This is a genomic window from Myxococcus sp. XM-1-1-1 (genome assembly GCF_020037095.1).
Taxonomy (GTDB): Bacteria; Myxococcota; Myxococcia; order Myxococcales; family Myxococcaceae; genus Myxococcus; species Myxococcus fulvus.
Genome location: NZ_JAIQDH010000016.1, coordinates 181627 through 199037 on the forward strand (window position 1 = coordinate 181627; position 17411 = coordinate 199037).

The window sequence follows — 17411 nt, forward strand, 5'->3', positions numbered from 1 at the left end:
TTTCAGTCAGACAGAACCTTTCGGCTGCTACTGCGTCACGGGCCTCGTCCGTCCGGGAAGCGTCGGCGTCCAGACAGACTCACTGTCGGCCAGAGCAGACACCCGACCCGCAAGTGATTGCAGGTGATTGGGTCAAAAAATAGTCGTGAGGCTGAAAATTGAGTGTGGCAATCAGGTCACGGGCTGTCCGGAATTCCCCAGATAATGCACCGCATTAACAGGCGGACAGGGGGTGCGGGAGCGCGTGGTTTCCCTCTGTAGGGGAAGGTGAATTTGGGTGGGTTCGCAACTTTGGGTGGGTGATCTGGAAAATCCGTTTGGCGTCTGTTGATGCGCTTTCCCGGCTGACAGCCATTGGGGAGGGGCGCGTCGGACCTCATAGGGAGCCATCCACATGTCTGTCAGGAACGTCAGCAACCGCGAGCGCGACACCCGCAGCTACAAGATCCAGGAGCGGGACACGCTCACGAAGATCGCCAAGCGCGAGGGCACCACGGTCGACGAGTTGGCCCGTCTCAACAACCTGGCGGACCCGAACAAGATTCGCGCGGGGGCCACCCTGCGGCTGCCCGGCCAGCAGGACGGCTTCGAGGCGGCGGCGTCCACGCAGAACAACCAGGGCCTGCGCCGCCAGCAGACGCAGACCCCGGGCGACACCTTCGACGCGGGCACCACGGCGGCGGCGGGCATCACGTCCAACAACGTGTCCGGCACGCAGAACGGCTACCGCAACATCCAGGACCTGGGCGCCTTCACGCGCGGCGGCTCCAACTCCGAGGCGGCCATCATCGTCGGCACCTCCGAGGGCAACCGCCGCCCCGACGGCTCCACCACCTCCAGCTACGGTGGCCACACGGACCCGGGCAACGCGAAGCACAACCGCGGCTCGTTCTCCTACCAGGGCGGCGGTGCGCGCTCGCCCGAGCACGCGGACCAGATCTGGAACCGCGAGCTGACCAACGCCACCCCCGCCTACGAGCGCGCCGCGCGCGCCGCGGGCCTGGACCCGAACAACGCGCTGCTCGCGTCCACGTTCTTCGACCTGCACACCCAGTCGCCTCGCGCCGCGCAGAACTTCATCAACCGCGAGATGCCCAGGCTGGCCCAGGACCCGCGCGGCGTCACCCGCGACTCGCTCATCGACGCGCGCGTGAACGCGTACCGCAACGACCAGGGTGTCCTGCGCGCCGCGGGCTTCGACCACAGCGAGAGCCGCCTGCGCGCGGACCAGACGCGCCGCGAGACGGCGCTCGTGTCGGCGCTCGACGCGCGCGGCTACCGCACCGGCAACACCGACCAGGCCCAGCCGAGCAACGTCCCCATTCCCCAGCCGCGCCCGGTCTCCGAGCGCCCCACGTCGGACACGGTGCTGCCGGACAACGTGCCGATTCCCCGCCCGCGCCCGTCCTCGGAGCGCCCCGTCACCACGACCGGGGGCGCGACGCCCACGGACATGAGCGACACCGCGCAGGTCGCGGCGGCCACGGACCGCGCCGCGGTGCAGACGCGCACCCCGTGGATCAGCCAGTACGACGCCTCGCAGGTGGAGCGCGCGGGTGACAAGGCGTGCTTCCGCGCCGCCACCGCGATGGCCCGCCAGGCCGGCGCCAACGTGACGAGCGTCGACCAGCGCATCCAGGTCGCCACCAGCGAGGGCCCCAACGGAATCACGGTGGACCGCGCGGCGGCGGAGCGCGGGCGCAACTACATTGACCAGCAGCTGGCCGCGGGCAAGCCGGTGGTCGTGGGCGTCAACCACAAGACGGGCCGCAACGTCGGCAACGCGGACGGCATCACGGACCACTTCGTGGTCATCACGGGTCGCGGCACGGACGCGCAGGGCCGCACCTACTACACGTTCAACGACCCGGCGACCCGCAACCAGAGCCGCGGCGCGGACACCAACGCGAACAACCGCTTCTACGTGGACCCCAACACGGGCAACCTCACCCGCCCCGGTCCTCGCGACGGCTACGTGGTCGGCCGCCAGTTCGACGTGACGATGGTCCGCCCGAACGCGTAATCACCCGCGTCGCATGGACGAAGACAGCCCGGCGGCCCCTGGTGGGTCGACCGGGCTGTTCCATGTCCAGGGCCGGGGGACGAGCCTCGCCGCGAGTGGCCTGGCCCCCGCCTCGCGCCTGGTGTGGGGGCAAGCGGCGCGGCACGAGCTCGGCTTGGCTCCGCGGGAGGGCCTCGTCGCGAGAAGCTCGACCTGGCTCAGGGCGAGCGCCGCGCCGCGACGAGGCCTGGTTCCTGTCTCGCGTCCTGATGTGGGGCAAGCGGCGCGGCACGAACTCGGCCCGGCTCAGCAGGAGGGCCTCGCCGTGAGAAGCTCGACCCGGCTCAGGGCGAGCGCCTCGCCGCGACGAGGCCTGGTTCCTGGCTCGCATCCTGAAGTGGGGGCAAGCGGCGCGGCACGAGCTCGGCCCGGCTCCGCGGGAGCACCTCGCCGCGAGAAGCTTGACCCTGCTCAGGGCGAGCGCTTCGCCGCGAGGAGGCCCAACGTCGGGGCCCGACGCGCGCGCCGTGCGGCTCGCCTCCGTCACCTCGGGGAGGGTCGCCGTTCCGGAGCGGGCGCGACCTGCTCCCTGGACTCCACGCTCACGGCGAGCGGCGCGAGGCGAGCGTGCCCCTCAGCTCCCGCACCTCCGCGAGCAGCTCCTTCGCGGCCGCCACGGAGGACGTCGTGGCGACGGGCTCCTCGGGCCGCGTGATGAGCTCCGAGGACTCGCCCAGGCCCGTGTCGCGGTGCATCCGCACGCGCTCCAGGATGGCGTCCCGAATCGCCTCGGGGTCGCTCACGCCTCGAAATCGCGCCTCGTGCAGGTGCTCGGCCGGGTCCAGGTCCGCATCGTTGCCACGCGCGCCGCTGCCGCCACCCGCCGTCTCCACCTTCACGTCCGCGATGCCCAGCAGCCGCTGGAGCGGGTTCTGCTGGATGGAGATCTGCTGGATGTTGGCGAACGTCATCGTCTTCTCGCGCAGCGACATGACGCCCTCGTGCACGCGCAGGCTGCGGTCCGTGAGCGCGTACCAGCGCAGCTCGTAGTCCAGCCGGATGACGAAGAAGCTCACCGGGAACATCACCAGGTAGCCCACCCACACGAACGCCTCGAGCGCGTACATGACCGGCCGGGTGTACGGGAAGTCGAGGATCATCGGCACCCAACGGCTGATGAACAACCAGCCCACCACCGTGCCCGCGAGCACGCCCACCTGCTTGAGCGCGAGCAGCACCCGCCGGTAGTTCAGGTACGCGGGCGCCGCGTTGAACACCCGCACCGTGCCCTCGGGGAGCTGGCGCTCGGAGGGCACCTTCAACCAGCGCAGCAGCCATGCATGGGGCACGTCAGCCATTCGTCTTCTCCGGGGTGACGGCGGGCGTGCCCAGCTCCTGTCGCAGCGCGCGCACCTCGGCGGCGACCTCGCGCAGCGCGGCGGCCAGCGCCTCCGACTCACCGGACACCAGCGCTGCGGGCTTCACCTGCGCGTCCGCCTTCGTGTCCCGGGCCCCGCGCATCTTCGAGTAGAGCAGGTCTCTCATCGCCTCGAAGTCCTGCACGCCCTCGATGGTGATCTCCGCCTGGGCGCTGCCGCTGGCCGTCTGGATGAGGATGCGCGCGAGCCCCAGCCATCGCTCCACCACGTGGCTGGACAGGTGGATGTCCTGGATGCGCGCGTACGTGAGCGACACCTCGCGGCGGAAGAGGATGCCCCACCGCATGGTGATGCCCTCCTCGTCCAGCTCGTAGCGCAGCGTGCGGTACTTGAAGTACCGGATGAGCGCGAGGATGGGGAAGCCCGGCCCCGCCAGCAGCGAGCCCAGCAGGTAGTTGGCCAGGAGGTTCTGGTGGGGCTGGAGCACCACCGGCAGCTTCCACGGTGAGGCCGCTTTCGCGGGCGTCATCGCGTGCTGGGGCGGGCGCGAGGAGGTGGCGGGTCCGCCAGGAATCATGGATGGCTCACCAGGGTGTCTCGGACGGTCACTGTCTGTTCCCAACGCGGGAACCCGACACCCATTTCATACACCGGTCCACCCCCCCGTCGTCATGCCCCCGCCCCCGCGCACGCGCGGGCAGATGGATGCCCGGGAAGACAGGGGAAATGCTCCTTTCCGCCAGAGGTCGGGACCGCCGTGCGAACACCCCGGAAGGCAGCCGCGCGTCGCGCCATCGACACCGCGCCGCGGGTGCTTCCGCGGGGAAGGGGAGGCTGACCACTCGGTGACGCGCGGGCTGTGGAGCACGTCACGCTTGCCGAAGCGTGCTGACGTCTCAGAGACAACCTCGCGGGTTTCCACGTATCGGGCGCTTGGTTCAGCGCCGCGCGACCCTACCGTGGCGCCGCATGAACGTGATGCGCTGGTTGGGTCTCGAGGAGATGTTGTCGGGTCTGGATACGCCGGTGGGTTGCACGGCCGAGCAGCTCTCTCGAGACGACATCCCCCGGCTCACCACGCTGCTGTCCACCTGGTACCCGGACATCCGCGTGGGCACGGAGAGCCGTCACCTGGACCCGTCCTTCTACGAGCGTGAGGTCTATCTGCGCGGCGAGTCACCCGAGCGGCCGCTGTACGCCATCGTGTGTCGCGAGCAGCGCAGCGGGGACATCATCGGCCTGCTGACGCTGGAGCGGAACGTGCGAGGGCTCCAGCTCTCCGCGGCGCTGGGCGTCGTGGAGCCGTCGCGCCGGGGTGTGGGCATCGGCTCGCTGGGCACCTCGGCGCTGGAGGTGGTGGGGCGCAACATCGGCGCGGAGGTGGTGCTGTACTACTCCACGCTGAAGACGCCGCTGGGGCAGCGCAACGCCGAGGACCGCGGCTACACGCTGGTGGGGCTGGTGCCCGCCTTCGACGTGGACGCCATCGCCCCGGGCACGGTGAAGCGCGTCTACGAGGCGCTCTACGCGAAGGTGCTCGTCGCCGAGGAGCGCGTCCACGTGCCCGCGTGGGAGATGCTCACGCCTCCGACGCGGGCGCTCTTCACGCACCTGTTCGGTCCCCACCCCGCGCAGACCGCTGTCACCCCGGAGGTCCGGGAGCAGTGCCATGGTTGAGGTGCGGACGTACGAGGGCGGCGCCGAGGACGCGTCCCGCTTCATCAACCGCGTCTGGGGCGAGTACTACGCGTCCCAGGGGCCACTGACGGACTTCCAGCCGCGCATGCTCGACTGGGTGCTGTTCGGCAACCCGCTCGCCACGCCCGAGTACCGGCTGGGTGCGTACGTGCATGGCAAGCTGGCGGGGGTCTTCTTCGCGGAGCCCATCCGCCTGCGGCTCGGGGGCCAGGACGTGGATGGCACCTATGGGAGCTGGCTGAGCGTGGACCCGGCGTTCCGGGGCCATCGCGTGGGCCACAAGCTGGTCGAGGAGCTGGGGGCCCGTCAGCGCGAGCGCGGCGCGGCCATGACGCTGGCGTGCGTGGGGCTCGGTTCGGTGGGGGAGCGGTTCTGGAAGAGGGTGCGGGGCACCCGCGCCTTCGGCTCGCTGGGGCTGTGGCTGCACGTCTTCGACCCGGCCGCGGTGGCCCGCTGGGCGGCGTCCTTCCCCGAGCGCGCCTTCTTCTCGCTGGCCAGCCGGCTGCCACGAAGGCGGCCCGTCGACCTGGACACCCACGGCATCCGTCCCTACCGCCCCGAGGACCTGCCCGCCTGCATGGCGCTGGTGGAGCAGTCCATGGAGCACGTGAGCCTGGGCTACGGCTACACCGCGGAGCGGCTGGCCCATCAGCTCCAGTACCGCGACGTGCCGCGCACCCTGGTGCTGGAGCGGCACGGCGCGGTGCGAGGGCTGGTCAACTCCTACCTGTTCCAGATGAACGCCCGGGACACGCTCACCATCTCCCTCGTCGACCTCCTGGCGCTGGACGCATCGGTGCCGCGCGAGGAGCGCAAGCGCTTCCTGCGTGTCGCCATGCGGGACATGGCCACGCGCGGGGCCCACTGCGCGGCGATGGTGCGCAGCCCCTGTGTCCCCGCCGGGCTGATGCTCGGCTCGGGGTGGGTGCCCTGGTCCGGAGGCATGCGCATCGTCTGCGCGCTGGCCTCTCCCGAGGTGGCCTGGCCCGCCTCGCCCCGCGTCTTCACGCACCTGCGCTGAAATTCCCTCGGGGAGCGTCCCCTCGCGCGGGGGGCCCGCTCGGCGACGGTAGAATCTACCGTCGCCTGGGGCCTCGAGGGGCTCGACAAGGAACTGGGAGAAGGCGCCCGGCGCGCTATGGTTCATGGAGAGCCGGGACTGTCGCCCCGAGGAGCCATGAACTTCGTCTTCATCTCTCCGCACTTCCCGTCCCACTTCTTCCACTTCGTCACCGCGCTGCGCGAGCGGGGCGTGACGGTGCTGGGCATCGGTGACGCGCCCTACGAGTCCCTGCGCCAGGAACTGCGCGACTCGCTGCGCGAGTACTACTTCGTCCCCAGCCTGCACGACGAGGACGCGCTCACCCGGGCGGCGGGCTACCTCACCTGGCGGCACGGGCGGCTGGAGCGCATCGACTCGCTCAACGAATCCTGGCTCGAAGTCGAGGCGCGCCTGCGCGAGGACTTCCACGTCCCCGGCCTCCACCCCGCGGACATCCACCGCATGCGCTCCAAGTCGGGCATGGCGCAGGTGTTCCATCAGGCGGGCGTACCCCATCCGGACCTCATCCGCGTGCGCGACGCGGCGCAGGTGAAGCAGTTCGCCGCGCGCGTGGGCTACCCGCTGGTGCTCAAGCCCGACGTGGGCGTGGGCGCCGCCAACACCTTCAAGGTCGCGAGCGACGCGGACGTGGACACGGCCCTGGCCCACCCGCTGCCCACGACCTACGTCGCGCAGCCCTTCGTGCGCGGCACCATCGTCACCTACGACGGCATCGTGGACCGCCACGGCGTCATCGTCTTCACGCTCAGCCACGAGTACAGCGACGGCGGCATGGAGACGGTGGTCGAGCGGCGCGACATCTCCTTCTGGAGCCACCTGGAGATTCCCCCCGCGCTGGACGTGCTCGGCCGTCAGGTGGTGGAGGCCTTCGGCCTGCGCGAGCGCTGGTTCCACCTGGAGTTCTTCCGGCTGCCCGACGGCCGCTTCGTGGTGCTGGAGGCCAACCTGCGGCCGCCCGGCGGCTTCATCCCGGACATGATGAACTACACGTGCGACATCGACGTGTACCGGCTCTGGGCGCGGGTGATGACGGGGGACCCGGTGGCGGACTTCCGCTACACGCCGCGCTACCACGTGTGTCACAGCGCCAGGCGCCACGGCCGGCGCTACCTGCACTCGCACGACGAGGTGGTGAAGAAGCTGGGGCCCGCGCTCCTGCTGCACCGCGAGCTGCCGCCCATCTACCACAGCCTCCTGGGCGAGGAGATGTACCTGTCCCGGCACACCGACCTGGACGCGATGCGGGAGGCGGTGCGCTTCATCCAGGCCACGAAGAAGTGACCTGGCTCAGCGCTCCTTCCAGGTGAGCAGGTACGTGGTGTGGCCCTCCTCCACGGACAGCGTCGTCACCTTGGGGGACTCGGCGCCGCCCACGCGCAGCATGTTCTCGAAGAGGGACTCCGCGTAGCCCGGGGTGTCGAGCACGGAGTTCATCCGCATCTCGAACTCGGTGGGGCTTTTCTCCACCAGCTGCACCTCGGTGTAGTTGTCCGTGGCGCGCAGCGTCTGGGGCAGCCGCAGCACCAGCCGCCGGGGACCGAGCAGCCTCATGACGCCGAACACCGCGCGGCCGATGAACGTGCGTCCGTAGCCCTCCACGTGCGCGGCGGCGAGCTGGCGGAAGCCCTCCTCCAGCGTGAGACCGGGCCAGGTCTCCTCCACGATGACGCGCAGGCAGCGGCTCCACATCACCACCGGATAGGTGGGGTTCAGCGGCCCCTTCACGTTGATGCCGGCCTGCTCGAGCCGCTTCTGGAGCCGGGGGGAGATGCGGCCGGAGAGCCCGTGCTGCAACAGGCCCTCCACGACCTGCGAGTAGACGATGCGCTGCTCGAGGGGGACGGAGGTGCCGGACTTCACGCCAGCAGCCAGCGCATCGCCAGGGGCAGCCGACGCTGCCAGTCCCGCTCGTGGTGTTCACCGCCCGGCTCCAGCACCAGCGACACCTCGTGGTCCGCGTAGCCCAGCGTCTTGAGGTGCTCGTAGAACGCGCGCGTGCCGCGCCCGTAGTCGAGCGGGACGCCGTCGGCGTGGATGAACTCCTGCTCGCCGGCGTCCAGGTAGATGCGCGTCCAGCGGCGCGGGTGGGTGCCCCACTCGGAGAACAGCCGGCTGTTGCTCCACATGACGGTGGGCGACAGCGCGCCGATGCGGCCGAAGATGTTCGGGTAGCGCGAGCCCAGGTACAGCGACATCAGCCCGCCGAGCGACGAGCCCATGGCGCCCGTCCACTCGGCGCCCTCGCGGGTGCGGTAGTGCTGGTCGACCAGGGGCTTCAAGTGTTCGACGAGGAAGCGCGCGTAGGACTCGCCGCGCGCCTTCACCCGGCCCGTGGTGTCGTCCCAGGGGGAGTACTCCTGGAGCCGCCCCTGGCCCGAGTCCACCGCGACGATGATCCACGGCTCCAGGTGGCCCGAGTCCACCGCCTGTTCGAGCGCGAGGTTGGCGCACCAGGTGTCGAAGAGCGCGGACTCCGGATGGGCGAAGACGTTCTGCCCGTCGTGTATGTACAGCACGGGGAAGCGATGCCAGGGCATCGAGTCGTACGCGTCCGGCGTGTAGATGCGCACGGTGCGGGAGAAGCCCTCCTGGGGGGAGGGAAGGTCTCGGACGATGTGGACGTGGCCCATGTGGATGCGGCCGACAGCATACATGGATGGGCCCCCGGCGCCCGCTCCGGCGCGGCCAGGGGTTCTGGGGCGCACACCCGAGGGGTCATCCGCCTGACAGGACGGCTGGCCTCGGGAGTGCAGCCCGACACGGGGACCTGGGGTCGTTGGTGCTTCCTGTCATACTGGGAAGGCAGCGGCCGCCCCCCTCCGGAGTCTCCCTTGTTGGAACTGAACCGACTGCACCTGTCCGCGTTGTTGATGTTGACCGAGGCCGACCTGGAGCGCGCGAGGGCGGCGCTGGATGGCAGTGACGAGGCGCGGCTGCGCTATGCGGCGGCGCTGGCCCGGGCGGTGGCGGCCCGGTCCGTCATGGAGGAACTGCTGCTGGTGGACTCGCGGCATCAGGTCCTCGCCTGAGGCCTCGCGGGGTGTCCGGAGGCTGGACGCTCAATCCCAGGTCCGGATGCGGGAAGCGTGGGGCGCCACTGTAGGGAAGCGTGGTCTGTGGCGTGCAGTGCCGGCGCCGCGTGCATCGGTTCCTGGGGTGGTGGGGGTGGTTGTGGCTGTGGGGGATGTCGTCGGCCTGGGCGGCCCCGTACGAGGTGGAGCCCGACGTCGACGGTGAGCTGGAGCTGTTCGGGCTGCTGGAAGAGGGGACGCTCTCCGCCGAGAGCTGGGCGGCGCTGGTGGCGCTGCGCCGGGCGGGGGTCGAGCCGGAGCGGGCGACCCGGGACATGCTCCATTCGCTTCCGGGTCTTACGTACGCGCAGGTGGATGCGTGGTTGCGTGCGCGTGACGCCGGTGACGCGTCAGCGCTCCTGACGGAGGCGGAGGCGCGGCGGCTCGCGCCGTTCCTGGTGGGGGAGGAGTCGGGGCGCGTGACGGGGGACGCGAGGTTGCTGACGGCGTTCGCGCTGTCGGACTCGCGAGGGCCTCCGGTGGCGCTGCAGATGCGGGCCGGAGGGCTTCGGGGGCTGCGCGTCGGAGTGCTCGCGGTCTGGGCGCGTCGCAGGGTGGGGACGCCTCGGCGGGATGCGCGGAGTCGGGCGCTCGTGGTGGAGGCGCCGGGCTCGGCGGTGTTGCTGCCCAAGTTCCATGCGCGGTGGACGGGGACGCGGGCCTCGGTGCTGGTGGGCACGTATCGGCTGGGGTTCGGTCAGCGGCTCACGCTGGACACCACGGCGCTGCCCTCGCCGGAGGGTGTCCTTCCGGATGATGGCGTGCGTCCTCCAGGCGCGCTCGAGCGGGAGTGCCTGCTGACGTCCTCGGCGTGTGACGAGGACGCGCGCGACGCGGACATCACCCCGGACTTCCGTTGGGACGAGGCCTTTCGCGGGGTCGCGGGGAGCGTGCGTGGGGCGCTGGGTAGCGGAGTGGAGCTGACGCTCACGGGCTTCGGTTCGTATCAGGGGCGCTCGGTGCGGCGCTCGGAGGTGTTGGACAGGGGCGGGTGTTCCTCGGGGGCGTGCGCGGCGCCGGAGGTGCTGGTGGCGGGGGCGCGCAGGGAGAAGCTCCGGGCTGGTTCGTTGCCAGGGGTGTTTCGTGAGTGGGCGGGAGGGGGCAACGCGACGCTGGCGGTCTCGCCGCGAGCGCGGCTCGGGGTGACGGGGTGGGGGGCGCGGCCCGGGTTCGCGGTGGAGGGCGCGGTGCTCGACTTCCAGCCGGGCGCTCGCTACCCGTCGGGCGGGGGCTTCGGCGCGGTGGGCGTGGATGCGGCGTGGGGGGCGGGGCCGGTGGATGTCTTCCTGGAGCTCTCGCGCAGCTTCGACTCCGTGCCGGGGGCGGGTGGGGGTTGGGCGGCGCTTCAGCGCACGGTGGTCTCGGGAGTGGGGCGAGAGCTGGAGGTGTCGCTGCGCTACTACGGACGGGGCTTCGTGAATCCCTACAGTGGCGCGACCTCGGGGGCGGACGTGTTGGAGGGGCAGCGGGTTCGCAACGAGCTGGGCGTGCGGCTGCGCTACCTGCACCGCGACGAGGGCGCGTGGCGGCTTCTCGGACAGGTGGATGGCTGGACGCTGCCCTCGGATGGCGTGGTGGAGGGGACCGCGGGGCTGACGCGTCTGAGGGCCTCGGCCCTGGTGGATGTGCTGGCCTGGACGTGGTTGCAGCCGTCGCTCCGGCTCGATGCGCGCTTGTCCGGCGCGGGGTTGTCCACGCTGTGCGCGGAGGTGGAGCGGGACGGGGACGCGGAGCCGGAGGAGATGGCGGCGTGCTCGAACGGAGGGCGGCAGGGAGCCACGGCGCGGGTGCGCTCGGTGTTGTCGGAGCAGGTCGAGGTGGCCTGGGAGTACGGCCATGCGCGCGTGGTGGAGACGGGGGCGACGACGGCGCGATGGGATGGGCGGGCGCTCGTCGAGCTGAAGCTTCGGCCGGCGGAGTCCTGGCGAGTGGGAGGTCGGGTCCAGTGGAAGGACGAGGACCTGTCTGAGAGGACGCGGCTCCGACAGGAGGTGCGCACGACGGTGGACCTGCGCTGGAGCGTCCTGGAGAGGACGACGATGCGAGGGCGCTACGCGTGGGTCGTGGACCTGAAGGACGCGCGGACCGCGCGCACGCCGCCGGATGAACCGCGCCACCTGTTCCAACTGGATGTGGAGACGCGGTTCTGACGTGGCATGCGCTGAGCACCTTCGCGGGAGGACGAGGAGGGGCTGGTGGTGGAGACGCGGTTTCTGAAGCGTGGAGTGGTGGGGAGGGGAGTCGGTGATGAGGAGGGGTGACGTGAGGCGCTGGGGATGGTGGTTGTGCGTGGTGGGGTTGAGCGGCTGTGGGGCGCCGGCGGAGGAGTGGGCAGAGGACGCCTGCGCGGACCTGTTGCCGGGGGACGTCGTCATCACCGAGTACCTGAACGACCCCGACGGAACGGACACGGGGCGCGAGTACGTGGAGCTGCACAATCCGCTCTCGGTGCCGGTGAGCCTGGAGGGACTGACGCTCCATGCCTCGCGCTCGGATGGCTCGCAGGAGAAGACCTTCCTGTTCGACGCGCCGCTGTCGTTGGCACCCGGTGACTACCTGGTGCTGGGCGACGTTCGCGAGGGAACCGTGCCCGCGCACGTGGACCTGTCCTACGGCGATTCGCTGGGCGCGCTGGGGAACTCGTCGGGACGGCTGGGGCTGCGGTGTGGTTCCAGGGTGGTGGATGAAGTCCCGCTCACGGCGCCCGCGAAGAGTGGTGTCGCGCGTGTGTATGACGGGCGACTGGTGCCGGACTCCGCCGGCAATGACGACCCGACGCGCTGGTGTGATTCCGGAGGCTCCACCGTGGGTGGTGGGTTCCAGGGGAGTCCGGGCTCGGCGAACGCGCCCTGTGCTCCGACGGAAGGAGCCTCCGGAGGCGAGGCGGGCGTGGAGCGCTGTTCCCCGCTGGAGGGCCTGGCAGCGCGTCCGGTGCGGTGGCCCCGCGTGGGTGAGCTGGTCATCACCGAGCTGATGGTGAACCCCATCGGCGATGACACCTCGGCCGAGTGGGTGGAGGTCCTGGCCCTGGCTCCGGTGGACCTGAATGGATTGACGGTGGGCTCGGACACCTCGGGGACACGGCTGCAGGGGACGCAATGTCTGTCGCTCCCCGCGGGAGGGTCCGCGCTGCTCGCCCGTCGCGCGGATGCGGTCCTGAACGGAGGGCTGCCCACGCCGCTGGCCACGTTCGGTGTGGACCTCCGCAACGCGGGCGGTGTCGTGCTCGTACGAGCAGGGGACGTGGTCGTGGACGCGGTCGAGTACGGCCCCGCACGCGAGGGCGTGGCGACCCAGGTGTCGGTGGAGCGAGCGAATGCGTCCGACAACGATTCACTGTCGTCATGGTGTCCCGCACGGGAGCGCTATGGCGAGCGTGGCAACCTGGGGACTCCGGGACGCGGGAACGCCCGATGCACCGAGGGGGACACAGACGCCGGGACCGCGGATGGCGGCGGAGGGGACGCCGGTGCATCGGATGCAGGGCGCGACGCGGGCTCTTCAGGTGGAGGCTCCACGGATGGCGGGCGCGATGCAGGTTCGACCTCGGACGCGGGGCCTCGCGACGCCGGTCCGCCGGATGCTGGACCGCCAGATGCCGGTCCCCCAGGCTCCACCTGCATCGACCGGGTCACGGGACGCGCTCGCGCGGTCCGCGTACCGGAGGTCGGCTCTCTCGTCCTCACGGAGCTCATGGCGGACCCGACCGTGGTCGCCGACGGCGTGGGCGAGTGGGTCGAAATCCTCGCGACACGCGAGGTGGACCTCAACGGCGTCACGATGATGAACGAGAGCGGAGCGAGCACGCCGCTCGACGCCGCGCTCTGTTTGTCGCTGAGGACTGGCAGCCGCGCGGTGCTCGCGCGCAGCCTGGACCCGGCGCTCAACGGGGGCCTGCCGGCGGTGCTGGCCACCTTCTCCTTCAACCTCGCCAACACCGCGGGAGCCCGCTCGCTCCGGTTGATGAGGGACGGCCGGGTGCTGGACGCCATCAGCTGGTCGAACGCCGCGACGCCGGGCGTGTCCTGGCAGGTGGACCCCGCGAGCAGTGATGCCCAGCGCAATGACCTGCCAGGCAGCTTCTGCGCCGCGCCTTCGAGCGCGCGCTATGGCCTGGGAGACCGGGGCACGCCGGGACTGGAGAACCGCGCATGCCCGCGCTGAACCCCATCCCCGCGACCTGGTGGTTCGTCCTCCTGACGGCATGGCTCGTCACGAGCGCCCTCGGGTGCGGTGCGGACCCGGGTGGCAGGTGTGGTCCCTCGACGGGGCTGGTGACGGAGGTCCTCGACGGTGACACCCTCGTCCTGGAGGGCGGCGTGCGTGTCCGCTATCTGCTCGCGGACACCCCGGAGCTCACGGTGGGCAGACGCGAGTGCTTCGGCCGCGAGGCGCACGCGTTCAACCGGAGCCTTGTCGAGGGCCGCCAGGTGACGCTCGTCGACGCGGAGGCGTGTGAGGACCGCTTCGGTCGCCGGCTCGCCTACGTCTTCGTCGATGGCCGCGACGTGAGCGCGCTGCTCGTGGAGCGGGGCCTCGCCTGCGTGCTCCATGTCCCGCCCGCGGGTGACTCACGCCGTCGGGAACTCGAAGCCCTGGAGGCCCAGGCCCGGCGTGCCCGACGTGGCTTGTGGGGCGCCTGCTCGCCGGTGCCCTGCGCATGAATCACGCAGAGCACACGCAGCGCCCTGATGCCCGCCTCCCGAGCGGGGCTGCGTCCAGTCGGCACGAGAGGGCGAGGAGCCCGCAAGCCTCGGGCGCAATATCCCATTGCTGACGGCCATGCCTCCGCGCGAATCATCCAGCACGGTCCGCTCCCACGAGCGACCGGCCAAGGGCGGGCCAGCACGAGCGCGCCCCCGGGAGGACGCGCGCTGCGTGGCTGGGACGTGTCGGTCCTGGCCTCGCTCGAGACGGGGGAGGAGGGCGTGCCCATGAACCCCTGCCCCATGCCCACCAGCCTCCTGCTGGACCTCCTGTCCTCGCGACGGGAGGACATCGCCCGGCGCTGGGAGGCCCGCGCGGGCGCGGCGGCAGACGCGGCCCCGCGCCGACGCCTCGAGCAGCTGACGGGCTCCCAGGCCTGGGTGGACTCGGTGGTGGAGCTGCTGCGCGTGCTCAGCGTCTCGCCTGATTGGAGCGGTCCGCTGGCCCTGGGCGGGCGCGGCGCGGAGCATGCCCGGGAAGGCTCGGACATCGCCGCGGTGGTGCGCGAGTACGGCCTGCTGCGGGAGGTGCTCGTGGAGGTGCTGGAGGACGCGGGGTGGGCCCCGGACTTCGAGGGCATGCGCGCGCTCAACCGCGTCATCGACGTGTGCATCGCGGACGCGGTCCAGCGCCACTCCCACCAACGGGAGCGGACGCTGCGCGAGACGGAGACGAAGCTGCACGACATCCTGGAGCACGCGCCCGCCGCCATCTACGCGAAGGACGCCTCGGGGCGTTACCTCTTCGTCAACCGGGCCTTCGAGGTCCACGGCAGCGTGCGCAGGGAAGAAGCGGTGGGGCACTCCGATTACGAGCTGTTCTCCCGCGAGGTGGCGGACGTGTTCACCGCCAATGACCGCCGCGTCCTCTCGACCGGCCAGCCCCTGGAGTCCGACGAGCACGTGCGGCGCCCGGACGGCTGGCACACCTATCACTCGCTCAAGTTCGCCCTGCCCGGCGTGGGCGGACAGGCGCATGCGGTGTGCGGCATCTCCACGGACGTCACCGAGGCGCGCCTGGCGCAGAAGGAGCGCGACGAGGCCCGGGAGCGGCTGCGCCGGGTCATCACCGAGCTGCCCGTCGTGCTGTGGGCCACCGACGCCGTGGGCAACATCACCCTCTTCGAGGGACAGGGCCTGAAGGCCATGGGCGTGGAGCCCGGCACCATGGTGGGCCGCAACACCGCGGAGGTGTACGCGGGCCGGCCGGAGCTGCTCGACGCCGCGCGCCGCGCGCAGGCGGGCGAGACGTTCTCCCTGGAGATGGAGGTCGGCGGCGGGTGGTTCATGGCCTACGTCTCCCCGGACCTGGGCCCGGACGGGCGGGTGCGCGGCGTGTCGGGCGTGTCCCTGGACATCACCGAGCGCCGCCGCGCCGAGGAGGTCCTGCGGCAGTCGGAGATGCGCTACCGGCTGGCCACGCGCGCCACCAGCGACGTCATCTACGACTGGGACCTGGCCACCGGGCGCATCGAGTGGAGCGAGCTGGCCCTGCACCAGTTCCGCGTGGCGTCCCACGACGCGCCGATGGACATCGACTGGTGGACCCTCAGCATCCACCCCGATGACCGCGAGCGCGTCGCCCGGGACATGCAGGCCGTCATGGACCAGGGCCAGGAGCACTGGCGCGACGAGTACCGCTTCCGCCGGGGTGACGGCACCTGGGCCGTCGTCGAGGACCGGGGGCAGGTGGTGCGCGACGCGGCCGGCCGGCCCCTGCGCATGGTGGGCGCCATGCAGGACGTCACCGAGCGGCGCGCCACGGAGGAGGAGGCCCGGCGCCGCGCCGAGTTCGAGCAGCTGCTCATCGGCATCGTCGGCCACGATTTGCGCAACCCCCTGTCCGCCATCACCATGGCGTCCACCACGCTCCTGCGGCGCGAGAACCTGGACGAGCGCCAGCGCAAGGTCATCGACCGCATCCTCTCCAGCGCCAATCGCGCCACGCGCATGCTGCGCGACGTGCTGGACTTCACCCAGGCCCGGCTGGGCGGGGGCATCCCCATGCAGCCCCGTCCCCTGGACCTGCACGAGCTGACGCGGCAGGTGCTGGACGAGGTGCGGCTCGCGCACCCCGAGCGCACGCTGGAGCTTGAGTACGGCGGCAGCGGCGCGGGCCTGTGGGACGCGGACCGGCTGGCCCAGGTCATCACCAACCTGGTGAACAACGCCCTCAGCTACAGCCCCAGCCACTGCCCGGTGCTGGTGCGCACCCATGGCACGCGCGACTGCGTGGTGCTCTGCGTGCACAACATGGGCGACCCCATCCCCACCGAGCTGCTGTCGCGCCTGTTCGAGCCCATGAAGCGCGCCGAGCGCCCCGAGTCACGGGACGGCCGCGGCGGCCTGGGACTGGGCCTCTTCATCGTGAAGCACATCGTCGATGCCCACGGCGGCCGGCTGCGCGTGCGCTCCAACGCGCGCGACGGCACCCTCTTCATGGTCCGCCTGCCGCGTGTGCTCTCCGCCCCGGCGCATGTGGCCGCCTGGCCCTGACGCCTCGCCTGCCCTGGACGACTCCACGGGGTATTCCGGACCTGCCGAGCAGGCATGGCGCACTTGCTCCTGGGGACGCACCCGGATAGCACGGGGGGCATGACTCGTTTTTCTCGGAGGGGTGAATGAAGAAGGTCCTCATCGGGGTGGGAATCGGCTGTGGCGTCATCATTCTCGGCATCGTCGGGTTCATGGTGGTGGGCGGGCTGTGGGTCGCGAACAAGGCGAGCGACGGCCTGGCGGCCGTCAAGAAGATCGAGACGCAGCAGAAGGAGCTGGTGGAGCTGAACAAGGCCCACCCCTTCACGGTGCCCGCCGACGGTGAGGTGCTGGCGCTGAAGGAGGACCGGCTGACGACGTACCTCTCGGTGCGCGAGTCGTCGCTGCCCGTCTTCAAGACCTACGAGGAGAAGTCCAAGGCCTTCGGGGACAAGCACGGCTCGGGGGCGGACGCGAAGCCCTCCTTCGACTCCGCGATGGAGGCGATGAACCTGCTGGGCAGCATGATGGCGGACGTGCGCGCCGCGTACATCGAGAGTCTGAAGAAGCACGGCATGTCGCCCAACGAGTTCCAGACCATCACCTCCACCGTCTACGCGTCCATGGTGGCGGAGAGCTCGGCGGCGGTGCAGCAGATGAGCGCCAAGGCCGTGGAGGCCATGGAGAAGCAGGTCGCGGAGCTGGACAAGAAGCTCGAGGACGGCTCGCTGTCCGCCGACGCGCGCGCGCAGCTCGAGGAGGCGCGCACGGGCCTGGAGGAGCAGATCGAGGCGCTGTCGGACACCGCCAACGGCACCGGCGAGACGCTCTCGGAGGCGTCCAAGAAGGCCGCCGCGGCGAACATGGCGCTCATCAAGAAGCACGAGGAGCGCGTGAAGGTCATGGCCAACGCGGCCTTCGACGGCTTCGTGCTCGGCGACGCCACGGACGACCTGTCCGGCGCGGGCGCGGGCGTCGAGGACTGACGCCGCGCTGTCGCGTCCGGCTCCGGCCCCT

At 71.1% G+C, this 17411-nt stretch carries 14 protein-coding genes; 10 read left to right on the plus strand and 4 right to left on the minus strand.

What is annotated here, in order from left to right; genetic code table 11:
• Positions 1–394 precede the first annotated feature (394 nt).
• A complete protein-coding gene (locus K8640_RS27885; protein ID WP_223749832.1) occupies positions 395–2023 on the plus strand; it encodes a LysM peptidoglycan-binding domain-containing protein in 1629 nt (542 codons plus the stop codon).
• A gap of 581 nt (positions 2024–2604) precedes the next feature.
• Here the strand turns inward: K8640_RS27885 and K8640_RS27890 are convergent.
• Complete coding sequence (locus tag K8640_RS27890) at positions 2605–3360, minus strand: PH domain-containing protein (RefSeq protein ID WP_223749833.1); 756 nt, start codon at positions 3358–3360, stop codon at positions 2605–2607.
• Positions 3353–3958, minus strand: a complete 606-nt coding sequence (locus tag K8640_RS27895; protein WP_223749834.1) for a PH domain-containing protein — start codon at positions 3956–3958, stop codon at positions 3353–3355. The genes K8640_RS27890 and K8640_RS27895 overlap by 8 nt, the downstream gene beginning before the upstream one ends.
• Positions 3959–4350: 392 nt before the next feature.
• Here K8640_RS27895 and K8640_RS27900 point away from each other — a divergent pair, with 392 nt between their 5' ends.
• The 3 genes from K8640_RS27900 (at position 4351) to K8640_RS27910 (ending at position 7423) form a co-directional block, all read left to right on the plus strand.
• On the plus strand, positions 4351–5058 hold the full coding sequence (locus K8640_RS27900; RefSeq protein ID WP_223749835.1) for a hypothetical protein: 708 nt from the start codon (positions 4351–4353) through the stop codon (positions 5056–5058).
• Positions 5051–6100: a GNAT family N-acetyltransferase gene (locus K8640_RS27905; protein ID WP_223749836.1), complete on the plus strand. Its 1050-nt coding sequence runs from the start codon at positions 5051–5053 to the stop codon at positions 6098–6100. Before K8640_RS27900 ends, K8640_RS27905 begins: the two co-directional genes overlap by 8 nt.
• Positions 6101–6256: 156 nt before the next feature.
• Positions 6257–7423 (plus strand): acetyl-CoA carboxylase biotin carboxylase subunit family protein, encoded by a 1167-nt coding sequence (locus K8640_RS27910; RefSeq protein ID WP_223749837.1) that lies wholly within the window; start codon positions 6257–6259, stop codon positions 7421–7423.
• 6 nt (positions 7424–7429) lie between these two features.
• Here K8640_RS27910 and K8640_RS27915 read toward each other — a convergent pair whose 3' ends face one another.
• Both K8640_RS27915 and K8640_RS27920 read right to left on the minus strand, forming a co-directional pair.
• Complete coding sequence (locus tag K8640_RS27915; RefSeq protein ID WP_223749838.1) at positions 7430–8002, minus strand: TIGR02265 family protein; 573 nt, start codon at positions 8000–8002, stop codon at positions 7430–7432.
• The gene (locus K8640_RS27920) at positions 7999–8772 is read right to left on the minus strand and encodes an alpha/beta hydrolase (protein ID WP_223749888.1); all 774 of its coding nucleotides are present in this window, start codon (positions 8770–8772) and stop codon (positions 7999–8001) included. Before K8640_RS27920 ends, K8640_RS27915 begins: the two co-directional genes overlap by 4 nt.
• 201 nt (positions 8773–8973) lie before the next feature.
• On the opposite strand from K8640_RS27920, the gene K8640_RS27925 reads away from it, so the two are divergent.
• The 6 genes from K8640_RS27925 to K8640_RS27950 all read left to right on the plus strand — a co-directional run bounded on the left by K8640_RS27925 (position 8974) and on the right by K8640_RS27950 (position 17380).
• Positions 8974–9171 carry a hypothetical protein gene (locus K8640_RS27925; RefSeq protein WP_223749839.1) on the plus strand — a complete coding sequence of 66 codons (198 nt, stop codon included), beginning with the start codon at positions 8974–8976 and terminating at the stop codon, positions 9169–9171.
• Positions 9172–9326: 155 nt separating this feature from the next.
• Positions 9327–11363, plus strand: coding sequence for a hypothetical protein (locus K8640_RS42615; RefSeq protein ID WP_255653504.1), 2037 nt, complete (start codon positions 9327–9329; stop codon positions 11361–11363).
• Between the two features lie 112 nt (positions 11364–11475).
• Positions 11476–13377 carry a lamin tail domain-containing protein gene (locus K8640_RS27935; RefSeq protein ID WP_223749840.1) on the plus strand — a complete coding sequence of 634 codons (1902 nt, stop codon included), beginning with the start codon at positions 11476–11478 and terminating at the stop codon, positions 13375–13377.
• The gene (locus K8640_RS27940; protein WP_223749841.1) at positions 13365–13877 is read left to right on the plus strand and encodes a thermonuclease family protein; all 513 of its coding nucleotides are present in this window, start codon (positions 13365–13367) and stop codon (positions 13875–13877) included. Before K8640_RS27935 ends, K8640_RS27940 begins: the two co-directional genes overlap by 13 nt.
• A 270-nt stretch (positions 13878–14147) precedes the next feature.
• Positions 14148–16415: a PAS domain-containing sensor histidine kinase gene (locus K8640_RS27945; protein WP_223749842.1), complete on the plus strand. Its 2268-nt coding sequence runs from the start codon at positions 14148–14150 to the stop codon at positions 16413–16415.
• Positions 16416–16540: 125 nt separating this feature from the next.
• On the plus strand, positions 16541–17380 hold the full coding sequence (locus tag K8640_RS27950) for a hypothetical protein (RefSeq protein ID WP_223749843.1): 840 nt from the start codon (positions 16541–16543) through the stop codon (positions 17378–17380).
• Positions 17381–17411 lie beyond the last annotated feature (31 nt).

What these genes read in the sequence shown, in the direction of transcription:
- K8640_RS27940 (WP_223749841.1), top strand. Translation starts at nt 13,365, where the DNA reads ATGCCCGCGCTGAACCCCATCCCCGCGACCTGGTGGTTCGTCCTCCTG.
- K8640_RS27920 (WP_223749888.1), bottom strand. Translation starts at nt 8,772, where the DNA reads ATGGGCCACGTCCACATCGTCCGAGACCTTCCCTCCCCCCAGGAGGGC.
- K8640_RS42615 (WP_255653504.1), top strand. Translation starts at nt 9,327, where the DNA reads ATGTCGTCGGCCTGGGCGGCCCCGTACGAGGTGGAGCCCGACGTCGAC.
- K8640_RS27905 (WP_223749836.1), top strand. Translation starts at nt 5,051, where the DNA reads ATGGTTGAGGTGCGGACGTACGAGGGCGGCGCCGAGGACGCGTCCCGC.
- K8640_RS27910 (WP_223749837.1), top strand. Translation starts at nt 6,257, where the DNA reads ATGAACTTCGTCTTCATCTCTCCGCACTTCCCGTCCCACTTCTTCCAC.
- K8640_RS27890 (WP_223749833.1), bottom strand. Translation starts at nt 3,360, where the DNA reads ATGGCTGACGTGCCCCATGCATGGCTGCTGCGCTGGTTGAAGGTGCCC.
- K8640_RS27945 (WP_223749842.1), top strand. Translation starts at nt 14,148, where the DNA reads ATGAACCCCTGCCCCATGCCCACCAGCCTCCTGCTGGACCTCCTGTCC.
- K8640_RS27900 (WP_223749835.1), top strand. Translation starts at nt 4,351, where the DNA reads ATGAACGTGATGCGCTGGTTGGGTCTCGAGGAGATGTTGTCGGGTCTG.
- K8640_RS27950 (WP_223749843.1), top strand. Translation starts at nt 16,541, where the DNA reads ATGAAGAAGGTCCTCATCGGGGTGGGAATCGGCTGTGGCGTCATCATT.
- K8640_RS27895 (WP_223749834.1), bottom strand. Translation starts at nt 3,958, where the DNA reads ATGATTCCTGGCGGACCCGCCACCTCCTCGCGCCCGCCCCAGCACGCG.
- K8640_RS27885 (WP_223749832.1), top strand. Translation starts at nt 395, where the DNA reads ATGTCTGTCAGGAACGTCAGCAACCGCGAGCGCGACACCCGCAGCTAC.